22 protein-coding genes are annotated in these 20969 nt (G+C 45.4%); 1 reads left to right on the forward strand and 21 read right to left on the reverse strand.

Features of this window, described 5'->3' with window-relative positions:
• Positions 1-19: 19 nt before the first annotated feature.
• From hisF to DB398_RS16585, 21 genes are all read right to left on the reverse strand, one after another.
• Positions 20-775 (reverse strand): imidazole glycerol phosphate synthase subunit HisF, encoded by a 756-nt coding sequence (gene hisF / locus DB398_RS16485; protein ID WP_108425557.1) that lies wholly within the window; start codon positions 773-775, stop codon positions 20-22.
• Between the two features lie 147 nt (positions 776-922).
• Positions 923-1231 (reverse strand): GIY-YIG nuclease family protein, encoded by a 309-nt coding sequence (locus tag DB398_RS16490; RefSeq protein ID WP_234416358.1) that lies wholly within the window; start codon positions 1229-1231, stop codon positions 923-925.
• Positions 1232-1235: 4 nt separating this feature from the next.
• The gene (locus tag DB398_RS16495) at positions 1236-1751 is read right to left on the reverse strand and encodes a DinB family protein (protein WP_108425559.1); all 516 of its coding nucleotides are present in this window, start codon (positions 1749-1751) and stop codon (positions 1236-1238) included.
• Positions 1744-2475 (reverse strand): 1-(5-phosphoribosyl)-5-[(5-phosphoribosylamino)methylideneamino]imidazole-4-carboxamide isomerase, encoded by a 732-nt coding sequence (hisA, locus tag DB398_RS16500; RefSeq protein ID WP_108425560.1) that lies wholly within the window; start codon positions 2473-2475, stop codon positions 1744-1746. The genes DB398_RS16495 and hisA overlap by 8 nt, the downstream gene beginning before the upstream one ends.
• 3 nt (positions 2476-2478) lie before the next feature.
• Positions 2479-2895, reverse strand: coding sequence for a GNAT family N-acetyltransferase (locus DB398_RS16505; protein ID WP_108425561.1), 417 nt, complete (start codon positions 2893-2895; stop codon positions 2479-2481).
• Positions 2896-3480 carry an imidazole glycerol phosphate synthase subunit HisH gene (gene hisH, locus DB398_RS16510; protein ID WP_108425562.1) on the reverse strand — a complete coding sequence of 195 codons (585 nt, stop codon included), beginning with the start codon at positions 3478-3480 and terminating at the stop codon, positions 2896-2898.
• 166 nt (positions 3481-3646) lie between these two features.
• Positions 3647-4783 carry a bifunctional histidinol-phosphatase/imidazoleglycerol-phosphate dehydratase HisB gene (gene hisB / locus DB398_RS16515; RefSeq protein WP_108425563.1) on the reverse strand — a complete coding sequence of 379 codons (1137 nt, stop codon included), beginning with the start codon at positions 4781-4783 and terminating at the stop codon, positions 3647-3649.
• A gap of 2 nt (positions 4784-4785) precedes the next feature.
• Positions 4786-5832, reverse strand: a complete 1047-nt coding sequence (gene hisC / locus DB398_RS16520) for a histidinol-phosphate transaminase (protein WP_108425564.1) — start codon at positions 5830-5832, stop codon at positions 4786-4788.
• A 34-nt stretch (positions 5833-5866) separates the two neighbouring features.
• Positions 5867-7156: a histidinol dehydrogenase gene (hisD, locus tag DB398_RS16525; RefSeq protein ID WP_108425565.1), complete on the reverse strand. Its 1290-nt coding sequence runs from the start codon at positions 7154-7156 to the stop codon at positions 5867-5869.
• A complete protein-coding gene (locus DB398_RS16530) occupies positions 7140-7589 on the reverse strand; it encodes a GNAT family N-acetyltransferase (RefSeq protein ID WP_108425566.1) in 450 nt (149 codons plus the stop codon). The genes hisD and DB398_RS16530 overlap by 17 nt, the downstream gene beginning before the upstream one ends.
• Before the next feature lie 9 nt (positions 7590-7598).
• Entirely contained in the window at positions 7599-8456 is an 858-nt protein-coding gene (hisG, locus tag DB398_RS16535; RefSeq protein WP_108425567.1) for an ATP phosphoribosyltransferase, read from the reverse strand.
• Between the two features lie 203 nt (positions 8457-8659).
• Entirely contained in the window at positions 8660-9475 is an 816-nt protein-coding gene (locus tag DB398_RS16540) for a prohibitin family protein (RefSeq protein ID WP_108425621.1), read from the reverse strand.
• A gap of 11 nt (positions 9476-9486) precedes the next feature.
• A complete protein-coding gene (locus DB398_RS16545; RefSeq protein WP_108425568.1) occupies positions 9487-11517 on the reverse strand; it encodes a vWA domain-containing protein in 2031 nt (676 codons plus the stop codon).
• A 5-nt stretch (positions 11518-11522) separates the two neighbouring features.
• Positions 11523-12272: a 3-oxoacyl-[acyl-carrier-protein] reductase gene (gene fabG / locus DB398_RS16550; RefSeq protein WP_108425569.1), complete on the reverse strand. Its 750-nt coding sequence runs from the start codon at positions 12270-12272 to the stop codon at positions 11523-11525.
• Between the two features lie 198 nt (positions 12273-12470).
• The gene (gene sucD / locus DB398_RS16555) at positions 12471-13343 is read right to left on the reverse strand and encodes a succinate--CoA ligase subunit alpha (RefSeq protein ID WP_108425570.1); all 873 of its coding nucleotides are present in this window, start codon (positions 13341-13343) and stop codon (positions 12471-12473) included.
• 60 nt (positions 13344-13403) lie between these two features.
• Positions 13404-14339 carry a UDP-3-O-(3-hydroxymyristoyl)glucosamine N-acyltransferase gene (locus DB398_RS16560; RefSeq protein WP_108425571.1) on the reverse strand — a complete coding sequence of 312 codons (936 nt, stop codon included), beginning with the start codon at positions 14337-14339 and terminating at the stop codon, positions 13404-13406.
• A gap of 3 nt (positions 14340-14342) precedes the next feature.
• Positions 14343-14909: an elongation factor P gene (gene efp, locus DB398_RS16565; RefSeq protein WP_108425572.1), complete on the reverse strand. Its 567-nt coding sequence runs from the start codon at positions 14907-14909 to the stop codon at positions 14343-14345.
• A gap of 4 nt (positions 14910-14913) precedes the next feature.
• Positions 14914-15699, reverse strand: coding sequence for an acyl-ACP--UDP-N-acetylglucosamine O-acyltransferase (gene lpxA, locus DB398_RS16570; protein ID WP_108425573.1), 786 nt, complete (start codon positions 15697-15699; stop codon positions 14914-14916).
• Positions 15700-17112, reverse strand: coding sequence for a bifunctional UDP-3-O-[3-hydroxymyristoyl] N-acetylglucosamine deacetylase/3-hydroxyacyl-ACP dehydratase (locus tag DB398_RS16575; protein ID WP_108425622.1), 1413 nt, complete (start codon positions 17110-17112; stop codon positions 15700-15702).
• Positions 17093-18133 carry a UDP-3-O-(3-hydroxymyristoyl)glucosamine N-acyltransferase gene (gene lpxD / locus DB398_RS16580; protein ID WP_108425574.1) on the reverse strand — a complete coding sequence of 347 codons (1041 nt, stop codon included), beginning with the start codon at positions 18131-18133 and terminating at the stop codon, positions 17093-17095. Before lpxD ends, DB398_RS16575 begins: the two co-directional genes overlap by 20 nt.
• Positions 18134-18156: 23 nt before the next feature.
• Positions 18157-19383 (reverse strand): HD domain-containing protein, encoded by a 1227-nt coding sequence (locus DB398_RS16585; protein WP_108425575.1) that lies wholly within the window; start codon positions 19381-19383, stop codon positions 18157-18159.
• Between the two features lie 36 nt (positions 19384-19419).
• Here DB398_RS16585 and porX point away from each other — a divergent pair, with 36 nt between their 5' ends.
• The gene (porX, locus tag DB398_RS16590; protein ID WP_108425576.1) at positions 19420-20964 is read left to right on the forward strand and encodes a T9SS response regulator signal transducer PorX; all 1545 of its coding nucleotides are present in this window, start codon (positions 19420-19422) and stop codon (positions 20962-20964) included.
• Positions 20965-20969: the final 5 nt, after the last annotated feature.

The raw sequence follows: 20969 nt of genomic DNA on the forward strand, positions 1-20969 counted from the left end.
AGCTCGATGTGACCATCAACTATGTTCTTACAGGAATCCCTTCCTTCTTCAATTCATTCTTTAAATCTTGTATTTCAATCTCCTTGAAATGGAAGACACTGGCTGCCAAGGCGGCATCCGCTTTTCCTTCTACAAAGGTATCGGTAAAATGGGAAATGGTCCCTGCACCTCCCGATGCAATGATGGGAATGTTCACCAATTCCGATAATTTCGCCAAGGTTTCATTGGCAAACCCATTTTTGGTACCATCATGGTCCATCGAAGTAAACAGAATTTCGCCTGCTCCTCGTTCTTCCACTTCTTTGGCCCAATCAAATAGATTGATTTCGGTTGGAACTTTTCCTCCAACCAAGTGTACTTTCCAATCGCCTTCAACCTGTTTGGCATCGATGGCGACCACAATGCATTGCGAACCAAATTTCGCCACCAACTCGTTGATGAGTTCTGGTCTTTTTACCGCTGAAGAGTTGATGGAAACTTTGTCGGCACCGTTCTTGAGCAAAATATCCACATCTTCCACGGAAGAAATACCCCCGCCCACCGTAAATGGTATGTTGATGGTCTCTGCCACGTGATAGACCAGTTCGGCCAAGGTCTTACGCTTTTCCTCTGTAGCGGAAATATCTAAAAACACCAACTCATCCGCACCCTCCTTGGCATAAATGGAAGCCAATTCCACGGGATCACCTGCATCCCGAAGGTCCACAAAATTGACACCCTTAACGGTGCGTCCGTTCTTGATATCCAAACAGGGAATGATTCGTTTTGTAAGCATAATTTATCGTCACCCTAGCATAAAATAAGGGTCTTGTTTGATTTTAATTTATGTTATGTGATGCCGAAACAAGTTCGGCATGACGTTTTCTTCGAAAACTATCTTTGAATGTCAATCGTCACCCTGAACTTGTTTCAGGGTCTCACTTTAGTAATCCAATATTTTTAATGTTGGATTTTGTTCTTTAATCAAATTAATTTTCCAATCGTGGTGCCAGTTCTTCAATTGTTTTTCCCTTGCAATTGCTTGATCAATATCCGAGAAAACTTCAAAATACACCAAATCTGTCAGATTGTACTTTTTAGTAAACTTTGAACCACTTCCTTCTTGGTGTTCCACTACCCTTTTGGTTAAATTAGATGTCACCCCAATATAAAATGTTGTTCTGTACGTATTGGTCATGATGTAAACAAAACTTTGCTCCATTCCTATGCGATGCCGAAACAGGTTCGGCATGACGTTATTCGTTTTTCACATTAAGATCCACTCCATCATAAAACCCCAAATCTTTGTTTTCCAATAATTTGGTCCAAAGCGCAATCTGCCCAGTGTGGTAGGACAGGTGTTCCGTAACATGGATGATGTTCCCCACCCCTGAAAAGTTGAATCCCTGCACAAATCTCTTGCGCAGTAGTTCATCTAAGGGCGCCTCATAAAATGCCCTTTTGGCCTCGTCAATGGTGTCGGACAGTTTTTGGATCAGTTCCGCTTTGGTATACCCTGATGTGGCTTCAAATTCCTCGTCGCGCTTGCGATTGTCTTCTTCATTTTTGATGGAAGCGATTCCATATTGTGTGATGTTGCCACACAAATGCAGCATCAAATTCCCAATGCTGTTGCTGGACTCGTTTGGTTTCTGCCAAATTTTGTCCTCGGGCAATTTATCCAAGCAGATTTTGATCATGCGAAGGCTCTCGTTCATTCGATAGCCCACGTTCCAAGTCAGTTCATCTTGAAGTTCTTTTTCCTTATCCATTTTCAAGAATAAATTGTTCCAATTGCTTTAAACTGATTCTATTTTCATAAATGGCCTTGCCAATAATGGTCCCCTCGCACCCAATTTCGGCCAGTTCGGGAAGTTCGTCAAAGGCTGAAATGCCCCCGCTGGCGATCAATTTCAAACCTGTTGCCGATTGGGACAGGATTTTTTGGTACAAATCGAAAGAAGGCCCTTGCAACATCCCATCTTTGCTGATGTCCGTACAAATTACATACTGAATGCCTTCCTGCTGATAATGCAGGATAAACGGAACCAATTCCTGCTCGGATTCTTCCAGCCAGCCCGAAACTGCCACTTTTTCGTTGTTCGCATCGGCCCCCAGAATGATTTTTTCGGGACCATAGGTCTGCAACCAACCCAAAAAGGTGTCCTTGTCCTTCACGGCGATGCTACCACCCGTAATTTGGGAAGCTCCACTTTCAAAGGCAATTTTTAAGTCTTCGTCCGATTTTAGACCTCCTCCAAAATCAATTTTTAGGCTAGTTTGGGAGGCAATGCGCTCCAATATCTTATGGTTGACGATGTGTTTGGATTTTGCACCATCCAGATCTACCAAATGAAGGTGTTGGATACCGTGCGATTCAAACTGTTTGGCAACTTCCAACGGGTTTTCATTATAGATTTTTTTGGTCCCATAATCCCCCTTGGAAAGGCGCACGCATTTCCCCTCGATAATGTCTATGGCCGGAATCAACCTCATACCTTAATCATATTTTGCGCGGTCGATGGCCAACCACATTTCTGAATTACCTACTCTTTCAAAACCGAATGCCTCATATAAGGTGTGGGCATCCTTCGTTTTTAGCGCAACCGTTTTTACAGTTTGTACATCGGGTCTGTCCATGATGTGCTTGATCAGCATTTTACCCAATCCCCGACCTTTGTAGGGGTCAAATATCACCACGTCCATGATGTACGCGAATACCACGGAATCGGTCAACAATCGGGCAAAACCTATCTGTTCGTCATCAGAATTGAAAAGTCCAAAGCAAATGCTGTTATCAATGGTTCGCTTGGTTTCTTCCGGACTTCTGTATCCGCCCCAATAGGTGGCCTTGATTTCTTTATGGACTTTTTCGATGTCCAACCTATCCTTATTCTCAGAAATGTAGAATTCCATCTAAATAAACGTTAGAAAATTGTTTAAAATGGTACTGCCTATGTCACTACTCTTTTCGGGGTGAAACTGTACCCCATAAAAATTGTCTTTTTGAAGGGCGGCGCTATATTCCAATCCGTATTCAGCACTGGCAATGGTTTCCTTGTCCAATGGGGCGTAAAAACTATGTACCAGATAGATGTAGGATTTTTCAGGAATCCCCTTGAACAAATCGGTTTTCAGATTGGTGATTTGGTTCCAACCGATCTGTGGTACCTTTACGTTATTCGAGAATTTCTTCACATCAAGGTCAAAAATGCCAAGCCCCTCTGTGTTTCCTTCCTCGGAGGAACGGCACATGAGCTGCATGCCCAAACAAATGCCCAAAACGGGTTGTTTTAATGTCGGGATGATGGTATCCAATCCACTGGATCTTAATTTTGCCATGGCCGAACTGGCCTCTCCCACTCCCGGAAAGATTACCTTGTCCGCTTCTTGGATTTCCTCGGCATCATGGGACAACACCGCATCATACCCCAACCGCTTCATGGCAAAGATGATGCTTTGGATGTTTCCTGCGCCGTAATCGATGATGACTATCTTCATAAAGTACAAAGTTTGATGTACGAAGTACGAACTTGTTTACCTATACTATTACTTACCATTGGTTCTTGCTGTTTTTATAGAAGAAAATTTACGCTAAATGCTCTGCTCCTATCTTTTAAATCTTTTTTCATCGACCTTCGTACTTCGAGTTTGGTACTTCCAACTTTTAGAGCATTCCTTTTGTTGATGGCAATACCATTTTCTCCACATCCCGTTTTACTGCCATTTTGATGGATTTCGCAAAGGCCTTGAATATGGCTTCGATTTTATGATGCTCATTGGTACCTTCTGCTCTTACATTCAAATTGGCTTTGGCTCCGTCCGTGAACGATTTGAAGAAATGATAAAACATTTCCGTGGGCATTTCACCAATCATTTCCCTATTGAAGTCGGCATCCCAAATCAGCCAGTTCCTTCCTCCAAAATCTATGGCGACCTGTGCCAGGCAATCATCCATGGGCAGACAAAACCCATAGCGTTCAATGCCCAATTTGTTGCCCAACGCTTTGGCAAACACTTCGCCCAAAGCAATGGCAGTATCTTCAATGGTGTGGTGTTCGTCCACCTCCAGATCTCCATCTACCTTAATGGTCAAATCCATTTGTCCGTGGCGTGCCAATTGGTCCAACATATGATCAAAAAAGGCCAATCCGGTCTTGATGTCACTTTTACCAGTACCATCCAAGTTTAACTTGATTTGAATGTCCGTTTCGTTGGTTTTTCTACTGATCTCGGCAACGCGGTTCTCCAGTTTCAGGAACTCATAGATCTTTTCCCAATCGTTGCTCTCCAAGGCGATGTAGGAATCTAATTCTTCCCGTTTTACGGTGATCTCCCCGGTTCCTAAATGGGTTTCGTCATTGATGTAGATACCTTTGGCCCCAAGGTTTTTGGCCAATTCCACATCGGTCAAACGATCCCCGATCACAAAGGAATTGGCTAGGTCGTAGTCTTCCGAAAAGTAAGCTGTGAGCATTCCGGTTCCTGGTTTACGTGTTGGGGCATTGTCTTTTGCGAAGGTTTTGTCGATAAAGACATTATCGAAAACCACCCCTTCCGCTTCAAAGGAGTTGACGATGAAATTCTGTACGGGCCAAAAGGTGTTCTCTGGGAAAATGTCGGTACCCAAACCATCTTGATTGGTAATCATGACCAGTTCATAATCCAGTTCCTTGGCGATTTTCCCCAAATAGGTGAATGCCTTCGGATAAAAGATCAATTTTTCAAAGGAATCTATCTGCTCATCAACGGTTTCCTTGATGATGGTCCCATCACGATCGATGAATAATACTTTTTTACCCATGGTTATAGTTGCTTTAAAATGGCTATCAATGCTTTGTTTTCGGTTGGTGTCCCCACTGTAAACCGTAATGTGTTTTCGCACAGGGGTTGGGTGCTGCGGTTTCGCACCACCACATGTTTCTCGAGCAATTGCCGATATCGCTTGTCGGCATCATCGACCTTGGCCAGCACAAAATTGGCATCGGAGGGATATAATTGCTCCACAAAGTCCAATTCCTGTAAAGCCTTTTCCAGATTTGCCCGTTCCTCCAAAATTTGAACCACTTCCTGTTGCACGGCATCTTCATTCAGAACACGTTGCAACGCTTTTTGCTGGGTCAATTGGTTGACATTGTAAGGTGGTTTAATCTTGTTCAGAATGGCAATGATCTCTTCCGAAGCGTAGCAAATGCCCAATCGAATTCCAGCCAGGCCATAGGCTTTGGACAAAGTTTGGGTTACGATCAGGTTGGGATAGTTGTTCAAACTGTTCAACCAACTTTCCTGCTCTGAAAAATCGATATACGCTTCGTCAATAACTACCAGCCCGTTGAAGGATTCCAATAGTTCTTCCACATATTCCTTTTTAAAGGAATTACCGGTTGGATTGTTGGGAGAACAAATGAAAATCAGTTTGGTGTTTTTATCCACAGCCGATAAAATGGCTAGAACATCGGGTTCAAAATCCTTGTTCAACAACACTTCCCTGTTTTCCACGGCATTGATCCCTGCAAGTACTTTGTACATGCCATATGTTGGCGGCAAGGTGATGATATTGTCTTGGTTGGGCTCACAGAAGGCCCTGTAGATTAAATCCAACACTTCGTCGCTGCCATTGCCCAAAAGCATGTTGCTTTCGGACACCCCTTTTTGTTCGGCAAGCACCGCTTTTAAGCTCCTTTGGTACGGATCGGGATAGCGGTTGACCCCATTTTCGAATGGATTTTCATTGGCATCCAAAAAAATCATGGTAGATCCATCGGAAACATACTCATCCCGTGCCGAAGAGTACGGTTTTAGGGCCTTTACAGATTCCCTGACGATGTTATTTATATTGAAGGTTTTAGTCATATTCTTGAGGTCGCGACTGTTTTCGACCTTATATTTAGTTTGGTTTTATTGCATTTAAGCGAAGCGTCACCGCATTTTTATGGGCCTGTAATCCTTCGGCATCCGCCATCAATTCAATGGAAGGACCTATGGCTTCCATTCCTTCTTTGGATATTTTTTGAAAGGTCATGCTTTTCATAAAACTGTCCAGATTTACCCCACTGTATTGTTTGGCATAGCCGTTCGTAGGCAGCGTATGGTTCGTCCCAGAAGCATAATCACCAGCACTTTCTGGAGTATAATTACCGATGAAAACGGAACCGGCATTTTGGATGTTCTGGAGGTAAAAATCCTCATTTTCAACACAGACAATAAAATGTTCCGGGCCGTAGTCATTGATCAAATCGATGGCTGTTTCATCATTCTGCACCAAGATGAGCTTGCTGTTCGCAATCGATTTTTCTGCAATAGCTACTCTGGGTAATTCTTTGATCTGCGATTCAATTTCTTGTTCCACGGCATTAATCAACTTTTTCGACGTGGAAACCAGCATGACTTGACTATCGGTCCCATGCTCTGCTTGGCTCAACAAATCCGAAGCCACAAAGGCAGGGTTGGCAGAATTATCTGCTACAACCAAAAGCTCGCTCGGTCCGGCTGGCATATCGATGGCAACTCCATATTTAGTGGCCAATTGTTTTGCCACCGTTACAAACTGGTTCCCAGGGCCAAATATTTTGAACACATTGGGAATGGTTTCCGTTCCGAACGCCATCCCTGCAATAGCCTGAATACCACCTACTTTAAATATTTTTGTCACTCCACACAGTTGTGCAGCGTAGAGGATGGTCGGGTTTATGTTTCCCTTTTTGTCCGGCGGCGTACACAAAATGATTTCTCCACAACCCGCCAATTTTGCGGGAACAGCCAACATCAAAATGGTCGAGAACAGGGGTGCTGTGCCACCGGGAATGTATAGCCCCACTTTTTGGATGGGTCTCTTTTCTTGCCAACACCTTACCCCGGGCATGGTTTCCATTTCCACCTTGGTTGTTCTTTGGTCGGCATGGAATTTTTCTATGTTGGATTTTGCCAAGGAAATGGCTTTTTTCAATTCGGATGGAACCGATTCGATTGCCGTTTCGATTTCCGCTGTTGTCACCAAAAAGGTATCTAATTGGACCCGGTCAAACTGGTCTGTATACTTTTTGATGGCCCCATCACCATTTGTTTGCACCTCCTCAAAAATGGACTCTACGATCTTCTCAATATCGGCCACCGTTTGGGTTGGCCGTCTGAGTATCTCGGGCCAGTCTTCTCTTTTGGGGTTATTGACTCTGTTCATTTTTCAATTTTTTTATCATGTGATAGCCTAAGGGGACATATCCATGGGTCTCCCAAAACTTCTTTCCTCTGGTGTTCTCTGCATAGCAGTTCACCTCTGCCGTTTCACAATCGATCTCTTTGGCATAGACGAACAAAAAGTCCATCATAAGCTGACCGATACCCTTTCCTTGATAGTTTGGTGCAATCATTACATTGTCTGGTTCCACATGCTTGCCTGCATAGAGTTTGTTCAATACCCATACCCCACAAATGCCGATCAATTCCTCTTGGTCATACACCCCAATGCATTTATAGCCCATCGGGATCATTTCAGTTAATCGATTTTCCAACACCGCCAGGGGAATTTTTTCTCTATTGAGGATATACGCCAAGGGCAAAATGTCCTTGAGTTTTTCCTGCGGAATCCATTGTATGGTGTAGGGTGTTTCCATCTTCAAAAACTAAAGGACCATTTTTTCGATAGGACAGACCAAGATACCCTCGGCACCGGCTTGCTTCAGTTCATCAATGACCTCCCAGAAAGTATCCCGGGTGATCACGGAGTGAACGGAGCTCCAACCCTCTTCTGCCAGGGGCAATACTGTGGGGCTACGCATTCCGGGCAAAATGGAAATGATTTCGTCCAGTTTGTCGTTTGGGGCGTTCAGCAGAATGTATTTGTTCTGTCTGGCCTGGAGCACGGATTGGATCCTGAACTGCATTTTTTTCAGGATTTCTTTGCGCTCCTCGGATATTTTGGGTGAAACGGCCAGTACGGCCTCACTTTGCAAAATCACCTCTACTTCCTTCAAATTGTTCTTGAACAGGGTACTGCCACTGGACACGATATCACAAATACCATAGGCCAAACCAATGTTGGGGGCTATTTCCACCGATCCATTGATCAGGTGCAGGTCGGCAGTGATCCCTTTGGATTTGAGGTATTCGTTCACCGTGTGCGGGTATGAGGTGGCGACCTTCTTTCCTTCAAAATCCTTGACCGAATTGTACTTGACCCCTTTGGGTACTGCAAGGGATACGCGACATTTGGAAAAATTCAGTTTTTCCGCCACGGCAATGTCATTGCCTTTTTCCACCAATACATTTTCCCCGATGATGGCAATGTCCACTACCCCATCCCTTAAATATTGGGGAATGTCCCCGTTCCGCAGATAGAAGACTTCCAAAGGAAAGTTTCTGGCGGTGGCCTTTAATTGGTCCTTTCCATTATCGATGGAAATACCACAATCCTTCAAGATCTGAAGGGAATCCTCGTTCAAGCGACCGCTTTTTTGTACAGCAATCCGAATTTTTGTCATTAGTTCAACTGTTATGTTCAAGAAACCAAATGGGCATAAAAACAAAACCCGCTTGATTTCTCAAACGGGTTAGAATATATTTTAGTTACAACAATACACTTCTATCTCGCTTGAGGGCAAGTATAAAAATGGTGATGATGTACAGTGTTATTTCTCATTACGTGTCAAATGTAGAACATATTTTTTTATCAAAAAAGGGGAATTTAGTTATTTCCCAAAATAAGGGGGAGCCCATCATCGCCCGATCCCACTACGACCACTTTGGCATTTGGCGACTGGGCAAGTTTCAAAGTTGCTTCAATTCCCTTGTCCTTTAATATTTTATCCGTCAGGGATGCGCTCAATATTTGATTGGCGTCCGCCTTACCTTGGGCTTCAATCCGTACCTTTTCGGCTTCCTTTTGGGCGGTCACCAACCGGAATTCGTATTCCAAGGATTCCTGTTCCTGTTTCAATTTACGTTCAATGGCGTCCTTGATGGTTGGCGGCAGGGTCACGTCCCTTACCAACACTTCGTTGAGCTGGATGTATTGGTCCTCCACTATTTTCTGGGTCTCCTCAAAAATTTCCTGTTGAATGGCATCCCGCTTGCTGGAATAGAGTTGTTCCGGGGTGTATCGTCCCACCACGCTACGGGCAGCGGATCGGATAGCGGGCAACAGCACACGATCTACATATTGTTCGCTTTTTTCCTGGTGCAATTTGCCCAATTCGTTGTATCTGGGCTGAAACCATACCGAAGCTTCCAGTTTGATGTCCAATCCGTTGGAGGACAGCACGTTCATTTTTTCCAGCCTTTCCTGCTGACGGGCCTCATAAATGAACACTTTGTTCCAAGGGGCCACAATATGAAAACCTTCGTCCAGTGGCGGCTCATCGGTGACGACACCTCCGGCAAAGGTCTTGTACAAAACCCCAGCTTCACCGGAACCGATGGTCACTGCCGATTTTGAAATGAATATGATGAGAATAATGACACCTGCAATGGCAGGCAATGCAATCTTTGGTAATTTATCCATGAGTTTGTTGTTTACATTAATCCATTGTACTTCCTGATGAACCATTCCGCTGCGAGGACGAGTACCATCAGTCCGAGTAAAATACGGAAATCTATTAAAGATACCACATTCTCCCTGCTCTTTTGGACAGGGAGAAACCGCTGGGATGATGCTAGGTCGTTCACCAAGGCGTCCACATTGTCCAAATAGTACAATTCTCCACTGTTTTTTTCAGCCAAGCGTCCCAATTTCATATGGTCCGAGGAGGTAAGTTGCTTTTCGGGATCAAAGTCCAAAATTCGGAAAACCCCGGAACGTTTGTGATTTTCGCTTTCCACGGAAACGGTAAATCGGTATTCACCAGACGCAAGGTCGCTAAGGTCCACTTCGTAATAGCTGCTTTTCAACAACATGGGCGATTCACGGGTGAAATCGTTGTCCAATCCCTCAATCTGGATGGAAATGCGTGCATTGGGGTCAAACTGATAGCCTTCATCAAAATAAGTGGCCCTGATCTTGGCCATGCTGGCATTTTCAAACACGAGTGCATAGTCCACATCCAATCTGCTTCGCTGGTCGTTGGAGGTCAAATAGACCATCAGGGTTCCCATAAAGTCATCAAACTTTTGAAAACTCTGATCGTTCCGATAGGTTTGGGCCCGCCACCGCCAACTATTTTCCCCGAACAACACTGCCTCTCGCTGCTTTCCTTCGGTAAGGATGGAAAACAAGGGCTTGTCCAGTTCCACCCCTCGGATTTGTTGGGACAAAATGACTTCCCCACTTTTTTTCAATTCAATATCTCCCAGATTGCCCACCAGAGGCGGGAAACCGTCCACATTGAAATCCCCAAGGCCGAAAATTCCGAAGGCATTGTTCAAAATGGGCAGGATTTCCTCGGATTGGCTGTTATCCACCGAAAAGCTTTGCTGGACCCCGTTCAAAAAGTTCCAATCCGTTTTGCTGCCCGTTATGGTAAAATAATTGGTTTTCGATTTTTGTAGAAAATCATATACCTGACGGAAGTTCCTATTGGGTTGGTACAAGATCAGAATATCCGCTTCTTCCAAATTTTGGGTGGTTCCAGTGGGTTTGGTGATGGAGACGGATCGTTGCTCATTGGCCTCAATGGATTTTTTAAGTGCTCCAATGTCCGGATGGAGCATATCCGAAACAATCACCACGTTGGTTTTTTCATCAATCACCTCAATGGCGGTTTCCTTTGCGTTGTTGGCCGTGTTCTTTTCATTTTCCAAAGCCCCCACCTCCACCTTGATGGTCTTTATCCCCACGCTTTGGGCCTCGATGAGTGTATTCAGGGTCTGGCTGTTCTTAAGGGCATCCAGTTCCACGCGTTGCTGATGGACCTTGTTTCCATTAATGGAAATGGTCACTGTTTTGGAGACCGCTGCAGAACCTTGGTAGCGAATGGTGGTTTCAACAGGGAACTTATTTTTCAGGAACGCATAGGTATTACTGTTGATGAGCCCTACGGAAATATCCGCATGCTGGGTGGTGTCACCGACCACAATGGGGTTTACGGATAAGTTTTCGCCCAAATTAAGGTATTCATAATCCCTTCCCAGCGTCTGGTTGCCGTCCGTGATCAAGACGACTGCATTGGTGCCGTTCAAAAAAAGCTCATTGGCCGTGGAAAGGGCTTTGGAAATATCGGTATTCCGTTGGTTGAAGACAATGGAGTCGGTTTGGTCAACTGTACTGCCAAAACCAAACCCATGAATGGAAAAACGATCTTGAAGCTGTGAATTATCCTTGATCTTATCCAAGACCTCAGAAAGATTTCCCTCCGTTGTGGCCTCTTTCATGGAAGTGGAATGGTCCACCATCAGGATCAGGTTCGCTTTCTCCAGATAGTAATCATTGTCCACGAATTTGGGATTGATCAAAAGTAAAAGGCCGCAAAACAAGGCAATGAACCTCAATGCGGCCAATATGATCTTAAGTGGACCTTTTTTGGGGTTCCTATAGTAGTATTGAAAAAATACGACGCCTAGCGCGATGATCGCGGCAAGAACAATAAGGAACACCGTGTATAGCTCCATTCATTCTAGGTTAGCATACCTCCATCCACGTTCAGCACCTGTCCGGTAACATAGTCGGAAAGATCGGACGCCAAGTACAGACAGGCATTCGCCACATCTTCGGGAGATCCACCTCTTTTCAACGGAATGGCATCCCTCCAGCCCTGAACTGTTTTCTCGTCCAATTTATCGGTCATCTCGGTCTCTATAAAACCGGGGGCAATCGCATTGCAACGGATGTTCCTAGATCCGAGTTCGAGTGCCACAGATTTGGTGAACCCGATCATACCAGCTTTGGAAGCGGCGTAGTTGGTCTGTCCGGCGTTGCCCTTCACCCCTACCACACTGCTCATGTTGATGATAGATCCCTTGCGCTGTTTCAGCATGGTACGCTGAACGGCCTTGGTCATATTGAAAACGGATTTCAGGTTGATTTCGATCACCGAATCAAAATCCTCTTCGCCCATGCGCATCAACAAATTGTCCTTGGTGATGCCCGCATTGTTGATCAGTACATCGATACGGCCGTCAAAATCTTCCAGAACTTGGGCCACGAGGGCTTCGGAATCTGCATAGTTGGCAGCATTGCTCTTGTAGGCCTTGGCTTTTACGCCCATGGCCGTGAGTTCTTTTTCCAATTCCAAGGCGGGTGCCTCGCTGGAACTATAGGTGAAGGCCACATTGGCCCCGTGCTTTGCAAAGACTTCGGCAATTCCTTTTCCAATTCCCCGGCTTGCCCCGGTAACGATTACATTTTTCCCTTCCAAAAGTTTCATCTCTTGCTATTTAGTTGTTTTTAAATGGTCAGATGCTATTTGCCTATCAACTATTTTGGTTTCTGTCCGCAATGGTCATGGCTTGTTTTATGCAACCCTTGTGTTAGAATGGTTGTCCGCCAAATATAATGGTTGTTTTACGTTTAGACGAAAAAAAATCCCGCATTGAACGGGATTTGTATAGGATTTAACGGTTGGTTATCCAACCACTTCTTTTACTTTGGCTCCGATTTCTGCGGGTGAATCCACAACATGGATGCCACATTCACGCATAATCCTTTTTTTGGCCTGTGCAGTGTCGTCGCTTCCTCCAACAATGGCTCCGGCGTGTCCCATGGTACGTCCGGCTGGGGCAGTTTCCCCTGCAATAAAACCAACAATGGGCTTCTTGCTGCCACTTTCTTTGTACCATCTTGCAGCTTCGGCTTCCAGTTGACCTCCAATTTCCCCGATCATGACCACACATTCGGTCTCAGGATCGTTGATCAAAAGCTCCACTGCTTTTTTGGTCGTGGTGCCGATGATGGGATCTCCTCCGATACCAATGGCGGTGGTAATCCCCAAACCTTGGCGCACTACTTGGTCCGCAGCTTCGTAGGTAAGGGTCCCTGACTTGGATACAATGCCCACTTTTCCTTTTTTGAATACAAATCCGGGCATGATACCTACTTTGGCCTCTCCTGGGGTAATAACACCTGGGCAGTTGGGACCGATCAAGGTACAGTCCATACCCTTGATATAGTCATTGGCCTTTACCATGTCCGCAACAGGGATACCTTCCGTAATGGTAATGATCACTTTGATACCTGCACTGGCAGCTTCCATGATGGCGTCCGCAGCAAACGCTGGTGGTACAAAAATAATTGTGGTGTCGGCACCTACTTCCTTAACGGCTTGTTCCACAGTGTCGAAAACGGGTTTGCCCAAGTGTTCTTGGCCACCTTTTCCTGGGGTGACACCGCCGACCACGTTGGTTCCATATTCGATCATTTGCTCGGCGTGAAAGGTTCCTTCACTACCGGTGAATCCTTGTACAATTATTTTTGAATCTTTGTTTACTAAGACGCTCATAGGTTTAACTTATAATAGGTGCAAAAATACGGTTTGCTATGGTTTTAATCTATCGATTTTTTAATTCTTTTTGAGTTTTTGAAGGATTTCCGGAATCATTTTCACCGAGGCCATTTGCTTGAGCTTTTCACGTGCTTCCTCGGCTGGACTTCCGAAATAGGTTTTACCGCCCTCCAAGGATTTGGCTACTCCTGTTTGGGCCAAGATGACGGCTTTTTTCCCAATGGTAGCCCCACTGGTGATCCCGACCTGTCCCCAAAGGGTAACCTCGTCCTCGATCACCACACAACCTGCAATACCCACATGGGATGCAATCAGGCATTTTTTTCCGATAATGGTATCATGGCCCACTTGGATCTGATTGTCCAGTTTGGACCCTTCCTTGATGGTCGTTGCTGCGGTCACGCCCCTGTCTATGGTACAAGATGCCCCAATATCCACGTTGTTTTCAATGACAACGTTCCCGCCTGACAACAATTTGTCAAATCCCTCAGGGCGATTTTTATAGTAAAAGGCATCTGCCCCCAAAACGGTATTGGCATGAATGGTGACATAGTCCCCGATCACACAACCATCATAAATGGTGACGTTGGGATGGACGACGCAATTCTTACCAATTTTGACATGATTGCCAATAAAGGCGCCTGGTTGGATGATGGTGCCCTCGCCAATTTCCGCACTTTCCGAAACGTTACTGTTCGCCCTTTCGAAAGGTTTGAAGTGCTTGGTCAATGTATTGAAATCCCTAAAGGGGTCATCGGAGACCAAGAGTGCTTTGCCTTCGGGACATTCCACCTCTTTGTTGATGAGCACCACGGTGGCTCTGGACTGCAAAGCTTTGTCATAGTATTTGGGATGGTCCACAAACACAATGTCTCCTTCTTCCACCACATGGATTTCGTTCATCCCCAAAACCGGAAATGTTTCGTCCCCGACAAATTCGGAACCGATGATTTCGGCAATCTCCTTTAATGAATGGGTCCTGGGAAATTTCATCCCCTACTCTTTAGCACGTTCCAGATAGGCACCTTTTTCGGTGTCGATCTTTATCTTGTCCCCTTCGTTGATGAAAAGCGGCACATTGATTCTGGCCCCGGTCTCCACTGTGGCAGGTTTTGTGGCATTGGTCGCTGTATTACCCTTCACACCTGGTTCGGCATGGATCACTTCCAGAATAACGCTGGCTGGCATTTCCACGGACAGTGGACTATTATCCTCGGCATTGAAGATTATGGTAACGACCTCTCCTTCTTTCAGCAGGTCAGGTGCATCAAGGGAATCCTTTGGCAAGGAGATTTGATTGTAGTCCTCCGTATTCATGAAATGGAAGGTTTCACCCTCTGGATATAAGTATTGGTAGGTACGTGTCTCTACCCTTACATCCTCTATTTTATGTCCTGCGGAAAAGGTATTGTCAATGACTTTTCCCGTGGTCACACTTTTTAGTTTTGTACGCACAAAGGCCGGGCCTTTGCCTGGTTTCACATGAAGAAACTCGATAATCTTGAAGATATCGTGGTTGTATCGGATGCACAACCCTTTTCGTATATCAGAAGTATTTGCCATATATTTAATTTGTACTGAAATAGCCTTTCATGATACCCCTTTGCGAGTCTTTGATGAACTGTAAGATCTCATCACGCTCCGGGGTGGCTTCCATTTCTGCTTCTATAATGGATGCCGCTTGTGAATTGTTGTAGTTTTTTTGATAAAGGATTCGGTAGATATTCTGGATTTCCCGGATCTTGTCCGCTTCAAAACCTCTTCTTCGCAACCCAATGGAGTTGATCCCCACATAGGATAAAGGTTCCCTTGCTGCCTTCACATAGGGAGGCACATCTTTTCGGACCAAGGATCCCCCGGTCACAAAGGCATGGTTACCAATGGATACGAATTGATGTACGGCCACCATTCCGGCCAACACTACGTTGGTGCCGATCGTGACATGTCCTGCCAAAGTGGAGTTGTTGCTGAAAATACAACCATCGCCCACTACGCAGTCATGGGCCACGTGACAATAGGCCATGATGAGACAATTGTTGCCTATCACGGTTTTCATACGGTCCGAAGTGCCTTTGTTAATGGTGGCGCATTCCCTGATCGTGGTGTTGTCGCCAATATGTACGGTGGTCTCCTCTCCTTGATATTTGAGGTCTTGCGGCATGGCAGATATAATGGCTCCCGGAAAAATGTTGCAGTTTTTGCCGATCCGTGCGCCTTCCATGATGGTTACGTTGGAACCGATCCAAGTCCCCTCTCCAATGGTCACGTTGTTATGGATTGTGGTAAAGGGCTCAATGACCACGTTTTTGGCAATCTTGGCCCCTGGGTGAACGTATGCTAAAGGTTGGTTCATCTACGAGTCTGTGTTTTTTGTTTTTACGATCTGGGCCATCAGTTCGGCCTCAGATACCAATCTGCCATTGGCATAGGCATAGGCCTGCATGTGGCAGATGCCCCTACGGATAGGGGAAATCAAATCGCATTTAAATATTAAGGTATCTCCGGGAACTACTTGTTGCTTGAACTTCACATTGTCAATCTTCATGAAGAAGGTCAAGTAGTTTTCTGGGTCCGGCACTGTGCTCAGCACTAGGATACCCCCGGTCTGCGCCATGGCTTCCACTTGAAGGACGCCGGGCATTACTGGTGCTCCGGGAAAGTGTCCTACGAAGAAAGGTTCGTTCATGGTCACGTTCTTCACCCCCACTACATGGGAGTCCGAAAGCTCCAATATCTTATCCACCAATAGGAACGGAGGCCGGTGCGGCAACATGTTCATGATCTGGGTGACATCCATCAATGGGGTCTGGTTCAGATCGTAGGTGGGTACTTTGTTTCTTTTTTCAATCTTGATGATCTTGGACAGTTTTTTGGCAAACTGGGTGTTCACAAAGTGTCCCGGCTTGTTGGCAATCACTTTTCCCCTGATCCGCGAACCTATCAAGGCCAAATCGCCCACAACATCCAACAGCTTGTGGCGTGCGGCCTCGTTGGGGTAATGGAGGGTAAGGTTGTCCAATATGCCATTGGGCTTTACGGACAGTTTTTTCTTGTCAAAGGCCTTTTCCAATTTTTTCATGGTGGATTCGGATATTTCCTTGTCCACATATACGATGGCGTTATTGAGGTCACCTCCTTTGATAAGGCCATGCTCCAGTAGCATTTCCAGCTCATGCAAAAAGCTAAAGGTTCTAGCTTCGGATATTTCCTCCTTAAAGTCGCTCATTTTTTCCAATGTCGCATTCTGGGTGCCCAATACTTTGGTCCCAAAATCGACCATTGTGGTTATCTGGTACTCATCGGATGGGATAACCGTAATTTCGCTGCCCGTAGCTTCGTCCTTGTAAGAGATGACATCTTTCACGATGTATTCTTCCCTTTCTTCTTCCAGTTCAACGATACCGGCCTCTTCCAACGCCTTCACAAAGAATTTTGAGGAACCGTCCATGATCGGGGGTTCTGGTGCGTCCAGTTCGATAAGGACGTTGTCTATGTCCAATCCCACCAATGCAGCGAGTACATGCTCCGAAGTGTGGATCTTCACCCCATTTTTTTCCAAATTGGTCCCCCGCTGTGTATTTACCACATAATTGGCGTCGGCCTCAATGATGGGTTCTCCTTCCAGATCTATCCTCTTGAATGCAAATCCATGGTTTTCCTTTGCAGGTAAAAAACTCATGGTCACATTCTCCCCAGTATGCAAGCCTACGCCCTGTAGGGTCACCTTTTTTGCAATGGTGCGTTGTTTATTGCTTATTTTGCTCACCTTCAACCTTTTTTTCTATGTTGGAGATTTGATTTACCAGCTTGGGCAAATTCTTAAAATGTACATATGACTTATTGAAGTCCCCATAATTAAGGGCCGGTGACCCTTGGAGCACTTCATCGTCCTTCACGTTTCTTCCTATTCCCGATTGGGCCTGTATTTTCACCCTATCACCTATGGTGATGTGGCCAACAATGCCCACTTGACCACCAATGAGGCAGTGTTTGCCGATTTTGGCGGAACCTGCTATACCGGTCTGTGCGGCAATGGCCGTGTGCTCCCCTATTTCCACATTGTGGGCTATTTGTATCTGGTTGTCCAGCTTTACGCCTCTTCGCAATATGGTGGAGCCCAATGTGGCCCTATCTATGGTGGTTCCTGCGCCTACATCAACATTGTCCTCCAGGATCACGTTCCCGGTCTGGGGAACCTTGCTATATTCTCCATCGGCATTGGGGGTAAATCCAAAACCATCGGCCCCGATAATGACTCCACTATGGATGACACAATGGTTGCCGATCAAGGATTCCGAATAGATCTTGGCCCCGGCAAAGACCACGACGTTGTTGCCTATGGTCACATTGTCTCCTATATATACATTGGGGTATATCTTCACATTGTCACCGATCTTCACATTGTCGCCCAAATAGGAAAAGGCACCCAAGTAAAAACCTTCACCATAAACCGCGCTTTCAGATACGAAAGCAGGGTTTTCCACTCCAACTTTGTTGTTCTTCTTCACTTGGTTGTAATATTCCAATAGTTTGGAGAACGACTTGTAGGCATCTTCCACTTTGATCAATGTGGTGGACAAGGTCTGTTCTGGGACAAAGTCTTTGTTCACAATGGTTATGGAGGCCTTTGTGGAATAGATATAAGAGGTGTACTTTGGATTGGCCAAAAAGGTCAGCGACCCTTTCTCCCCTTCTTCGATCTTGGATAATTTATGGACAGCGATTTGAGGATTTCCCTCAACTTCCCCCTCTAGGATTCCGGCAATTTGGGTAGCTGTAAATTTCATTTGTGCAAAAGTAACAAAATTTGTCAAACAGCTTCCTTCGGGTAGCAGCTGTAATATTTGGTAACGGTTTTGGAAAGTGCCTTCAAACTGAGCTGATCGGATTCTTTGAGCACATCGGTTATTCTTCCACTCTTTTTGAGAATGTAAATGGCCTGTTGTTCCATACTATAGGCCTTGTTCGATATTTCTCCCTCAAATACAAAGTTGGAGGCTTCTTCGAGTGAAAGATCGTGTTTTTGCATGATTCTTTCCAATTTTCCGTTCATTTTTTCTGGATCGGTGGGGCGCTTTTTGATTTTGATGTGCAATAATTTCCGGTTGAGCAGCATCTGGCACATTCTGGAAAGCACAAAATCATCATGTAACTGCCATGATTTTATGGCGCTCAGTATGTCCACATCGTCCAACTGGGCAAATTTTTCAAGAATCTCCGTGTTGAAGACAATCGCCCCTTCCTGTTTCAGGAAAAACAACAACGATTGGCTTGCTGACAGTTCCTCTCCCTTGGCAAGCAATAATTTGGCACGCTGCATTACCCGTATCAACAATTGTTCGGCAGCCAAACCTGTTTTGTGGAGATATACCTGCCAGTACATGAACCTTCGGGCCATGAGGAACTTCTCCACGGCATAGATGCCCTTCTCCTCTACCACCAGATTGCCATCGACCACATTGAGCATGGAAATGAGTCGCTCGGAATTGATGTTGCCTTCGGTGACCCCTGAATAGAAGCTGTCCCTCTTCAGGTAATCCAAACGGTCCATGTCCAATTGGCTGGACACCAGTTGGTTCATATAAGGCTTGGGATAATCGCCCTTAAAGATGGAAATGGCGGTTTCCAGTTGACCGTCGAATTCATCATTGAGGGCTTTCATGAATTGCAACGATAGCTTTTCATGGCTCAGGTCCTTCGCCACGACGCCTTCCAATGCATGGGAAAATGGACCGTGGCCCATGTCGTGCAGCAATATGGCGCAGAGCAACCCGTTTTCTTCCTCGTCCGTGATCTCAACATTTTTCATCTTCAGGACCTGTATCGCCCTTGTCATCAAATGCATGCTCCCCAAAGCATGGTGAAATCGGGTATGATGGGCCCCTGGATACACCAAATAGGAAAGGCCCATTTGGGATATTCTCCGCAACCTTTGGAAATAAGGATGGGAGATGAGTCTAAAAATTAGTTCGTTGGGAGTTCCAATAAAACCGTAAATTGGATCGTTAAAAACGTTAAGCTTATTGGTTTTTACCAAGGATTTTTGTTTTTATCCCACAAAGATAATCACTATATGAACAAGATTACAATTCTTTGGGTAGATGATGAGATAGATCTGCTCAAACCACATATACTTTTTTTGGAAGGCAAGGGCTACGAAGTGGTCACCAGCCAAAGCGGACAGGATGCCCTGGAGGAACTCAGGGAACAATTTTTCGATATTGTTTTTCTGGATGAGAACATGCCGGGCATATCCGGTCTGGAAACTTTGACAGAAATCAAAAAGTACGACGTTTCCATTCCAGTGGTCATGATCACCAAGAGTGAAGAGGAATACATCATGGATGAGGCCATTGGTTCCAAGATCGCGGATTACCTGATCAAGCCCGTGAACCCCAACCAGATACTACTCTCTCTAAAGAAAAGTTTGGACAACTCCCGATTGATCTCGGAAAAGACAACCTCCAATTATCAACAGGAATTCCGAAAGATAGCCATGGACCTCTCCATGGTCAACTCCCATGAGGAATGGGTAGATCTGTACAAAAAATTGATCTATTGGGAACTTCAATTGGAACATATAGAGGATACCGGGATGTTCGAAATCTTGGAGTCCCAAAAAGTGGAGGCCAATTCGCAGTTTGGCAAGTTTGTGGACAAAAACTACAAAAGCTGGTTCAAGGAGGGGAATGCCCCCATCATGTCGCATACCCTGTTCCGGAACAAGGTGCAGCCCGAACTGAAAGAAGGCAAAACCTTGATGGTGGTGATCGATAATCTTCGGTACGACCAATGGATGGCTTTTGAAGAGATTCTTTCCGCACATTATAAAAAGAAACAGGAATGTGCTTATTTCAGTATTCTCCCGACCGCTACGCAATATGCCCGAAATGCACTCTTCTCCGGATTGATGCCCTTGGACATGGAAAAACAGTATCCCAATTGGTGGAAAAATGATACGGATGATGGGGGCAAGAACCTTTTTGAGGCCGAGTTCCTTGGGGCGCAACTGAAGCGATTGGGACTGGACCTGAAATGGGAATACCATAAGATCAACAACCTGAAACAGGGCAAGCAACTGGCCCAGAACTTCAAATCCCAAAAGGAAAACGACCTCACGGTGGTGGTCTATAATTTTGTGGACATGCTGTCCCATTCCAAGACCGAAATGGAGGTGGTGAAGGAATTGGCCTCCAATGACAAGGCCTATCGCTCCCTTACGTTGAGTTGGTTCAAGAACTCCCCTTTGCTCGAAATCATCCAACAGGCACAGGCCTTGGGCATGAAGCTCATTTTGACCACGGACCATGGCACCATCAACGTGAAGCAGCCCTCAAAAGTGATCGGTGATCGGGAAACCAGTCTGAACCTCCGCTATAAAACAGGAAAGAGCCTCACCTACGAGGACAAAGAAGTGCTGGCTACCAAAAATCCGCAGGAAATTCACCTGCCCAACATCAACCTGAGCAGTAGTTTCATCTTTGCAAAAAATGATCTTTTCTTTGCCTACCCCAACAACTTCAACCATTATGTGGGCTATTATCGAAATACATATCAACATGGAGGGGTTTCCTTGGAAGAAATGATTGTTCCTTTTGTAGTTTTGGAAGCAAAATGATGGAA

Origin of the sequence: Flagellimonas amoyensis (assembly GCF_003058265.1) — a bacterium.
Taxonomy (GTDB): Bacteria; Bacteroidota; Bacteroidia; order Flavobacteriales; family Flavobacteriaceae; genus Flagellimonas; species Flagellimonas amoyensis.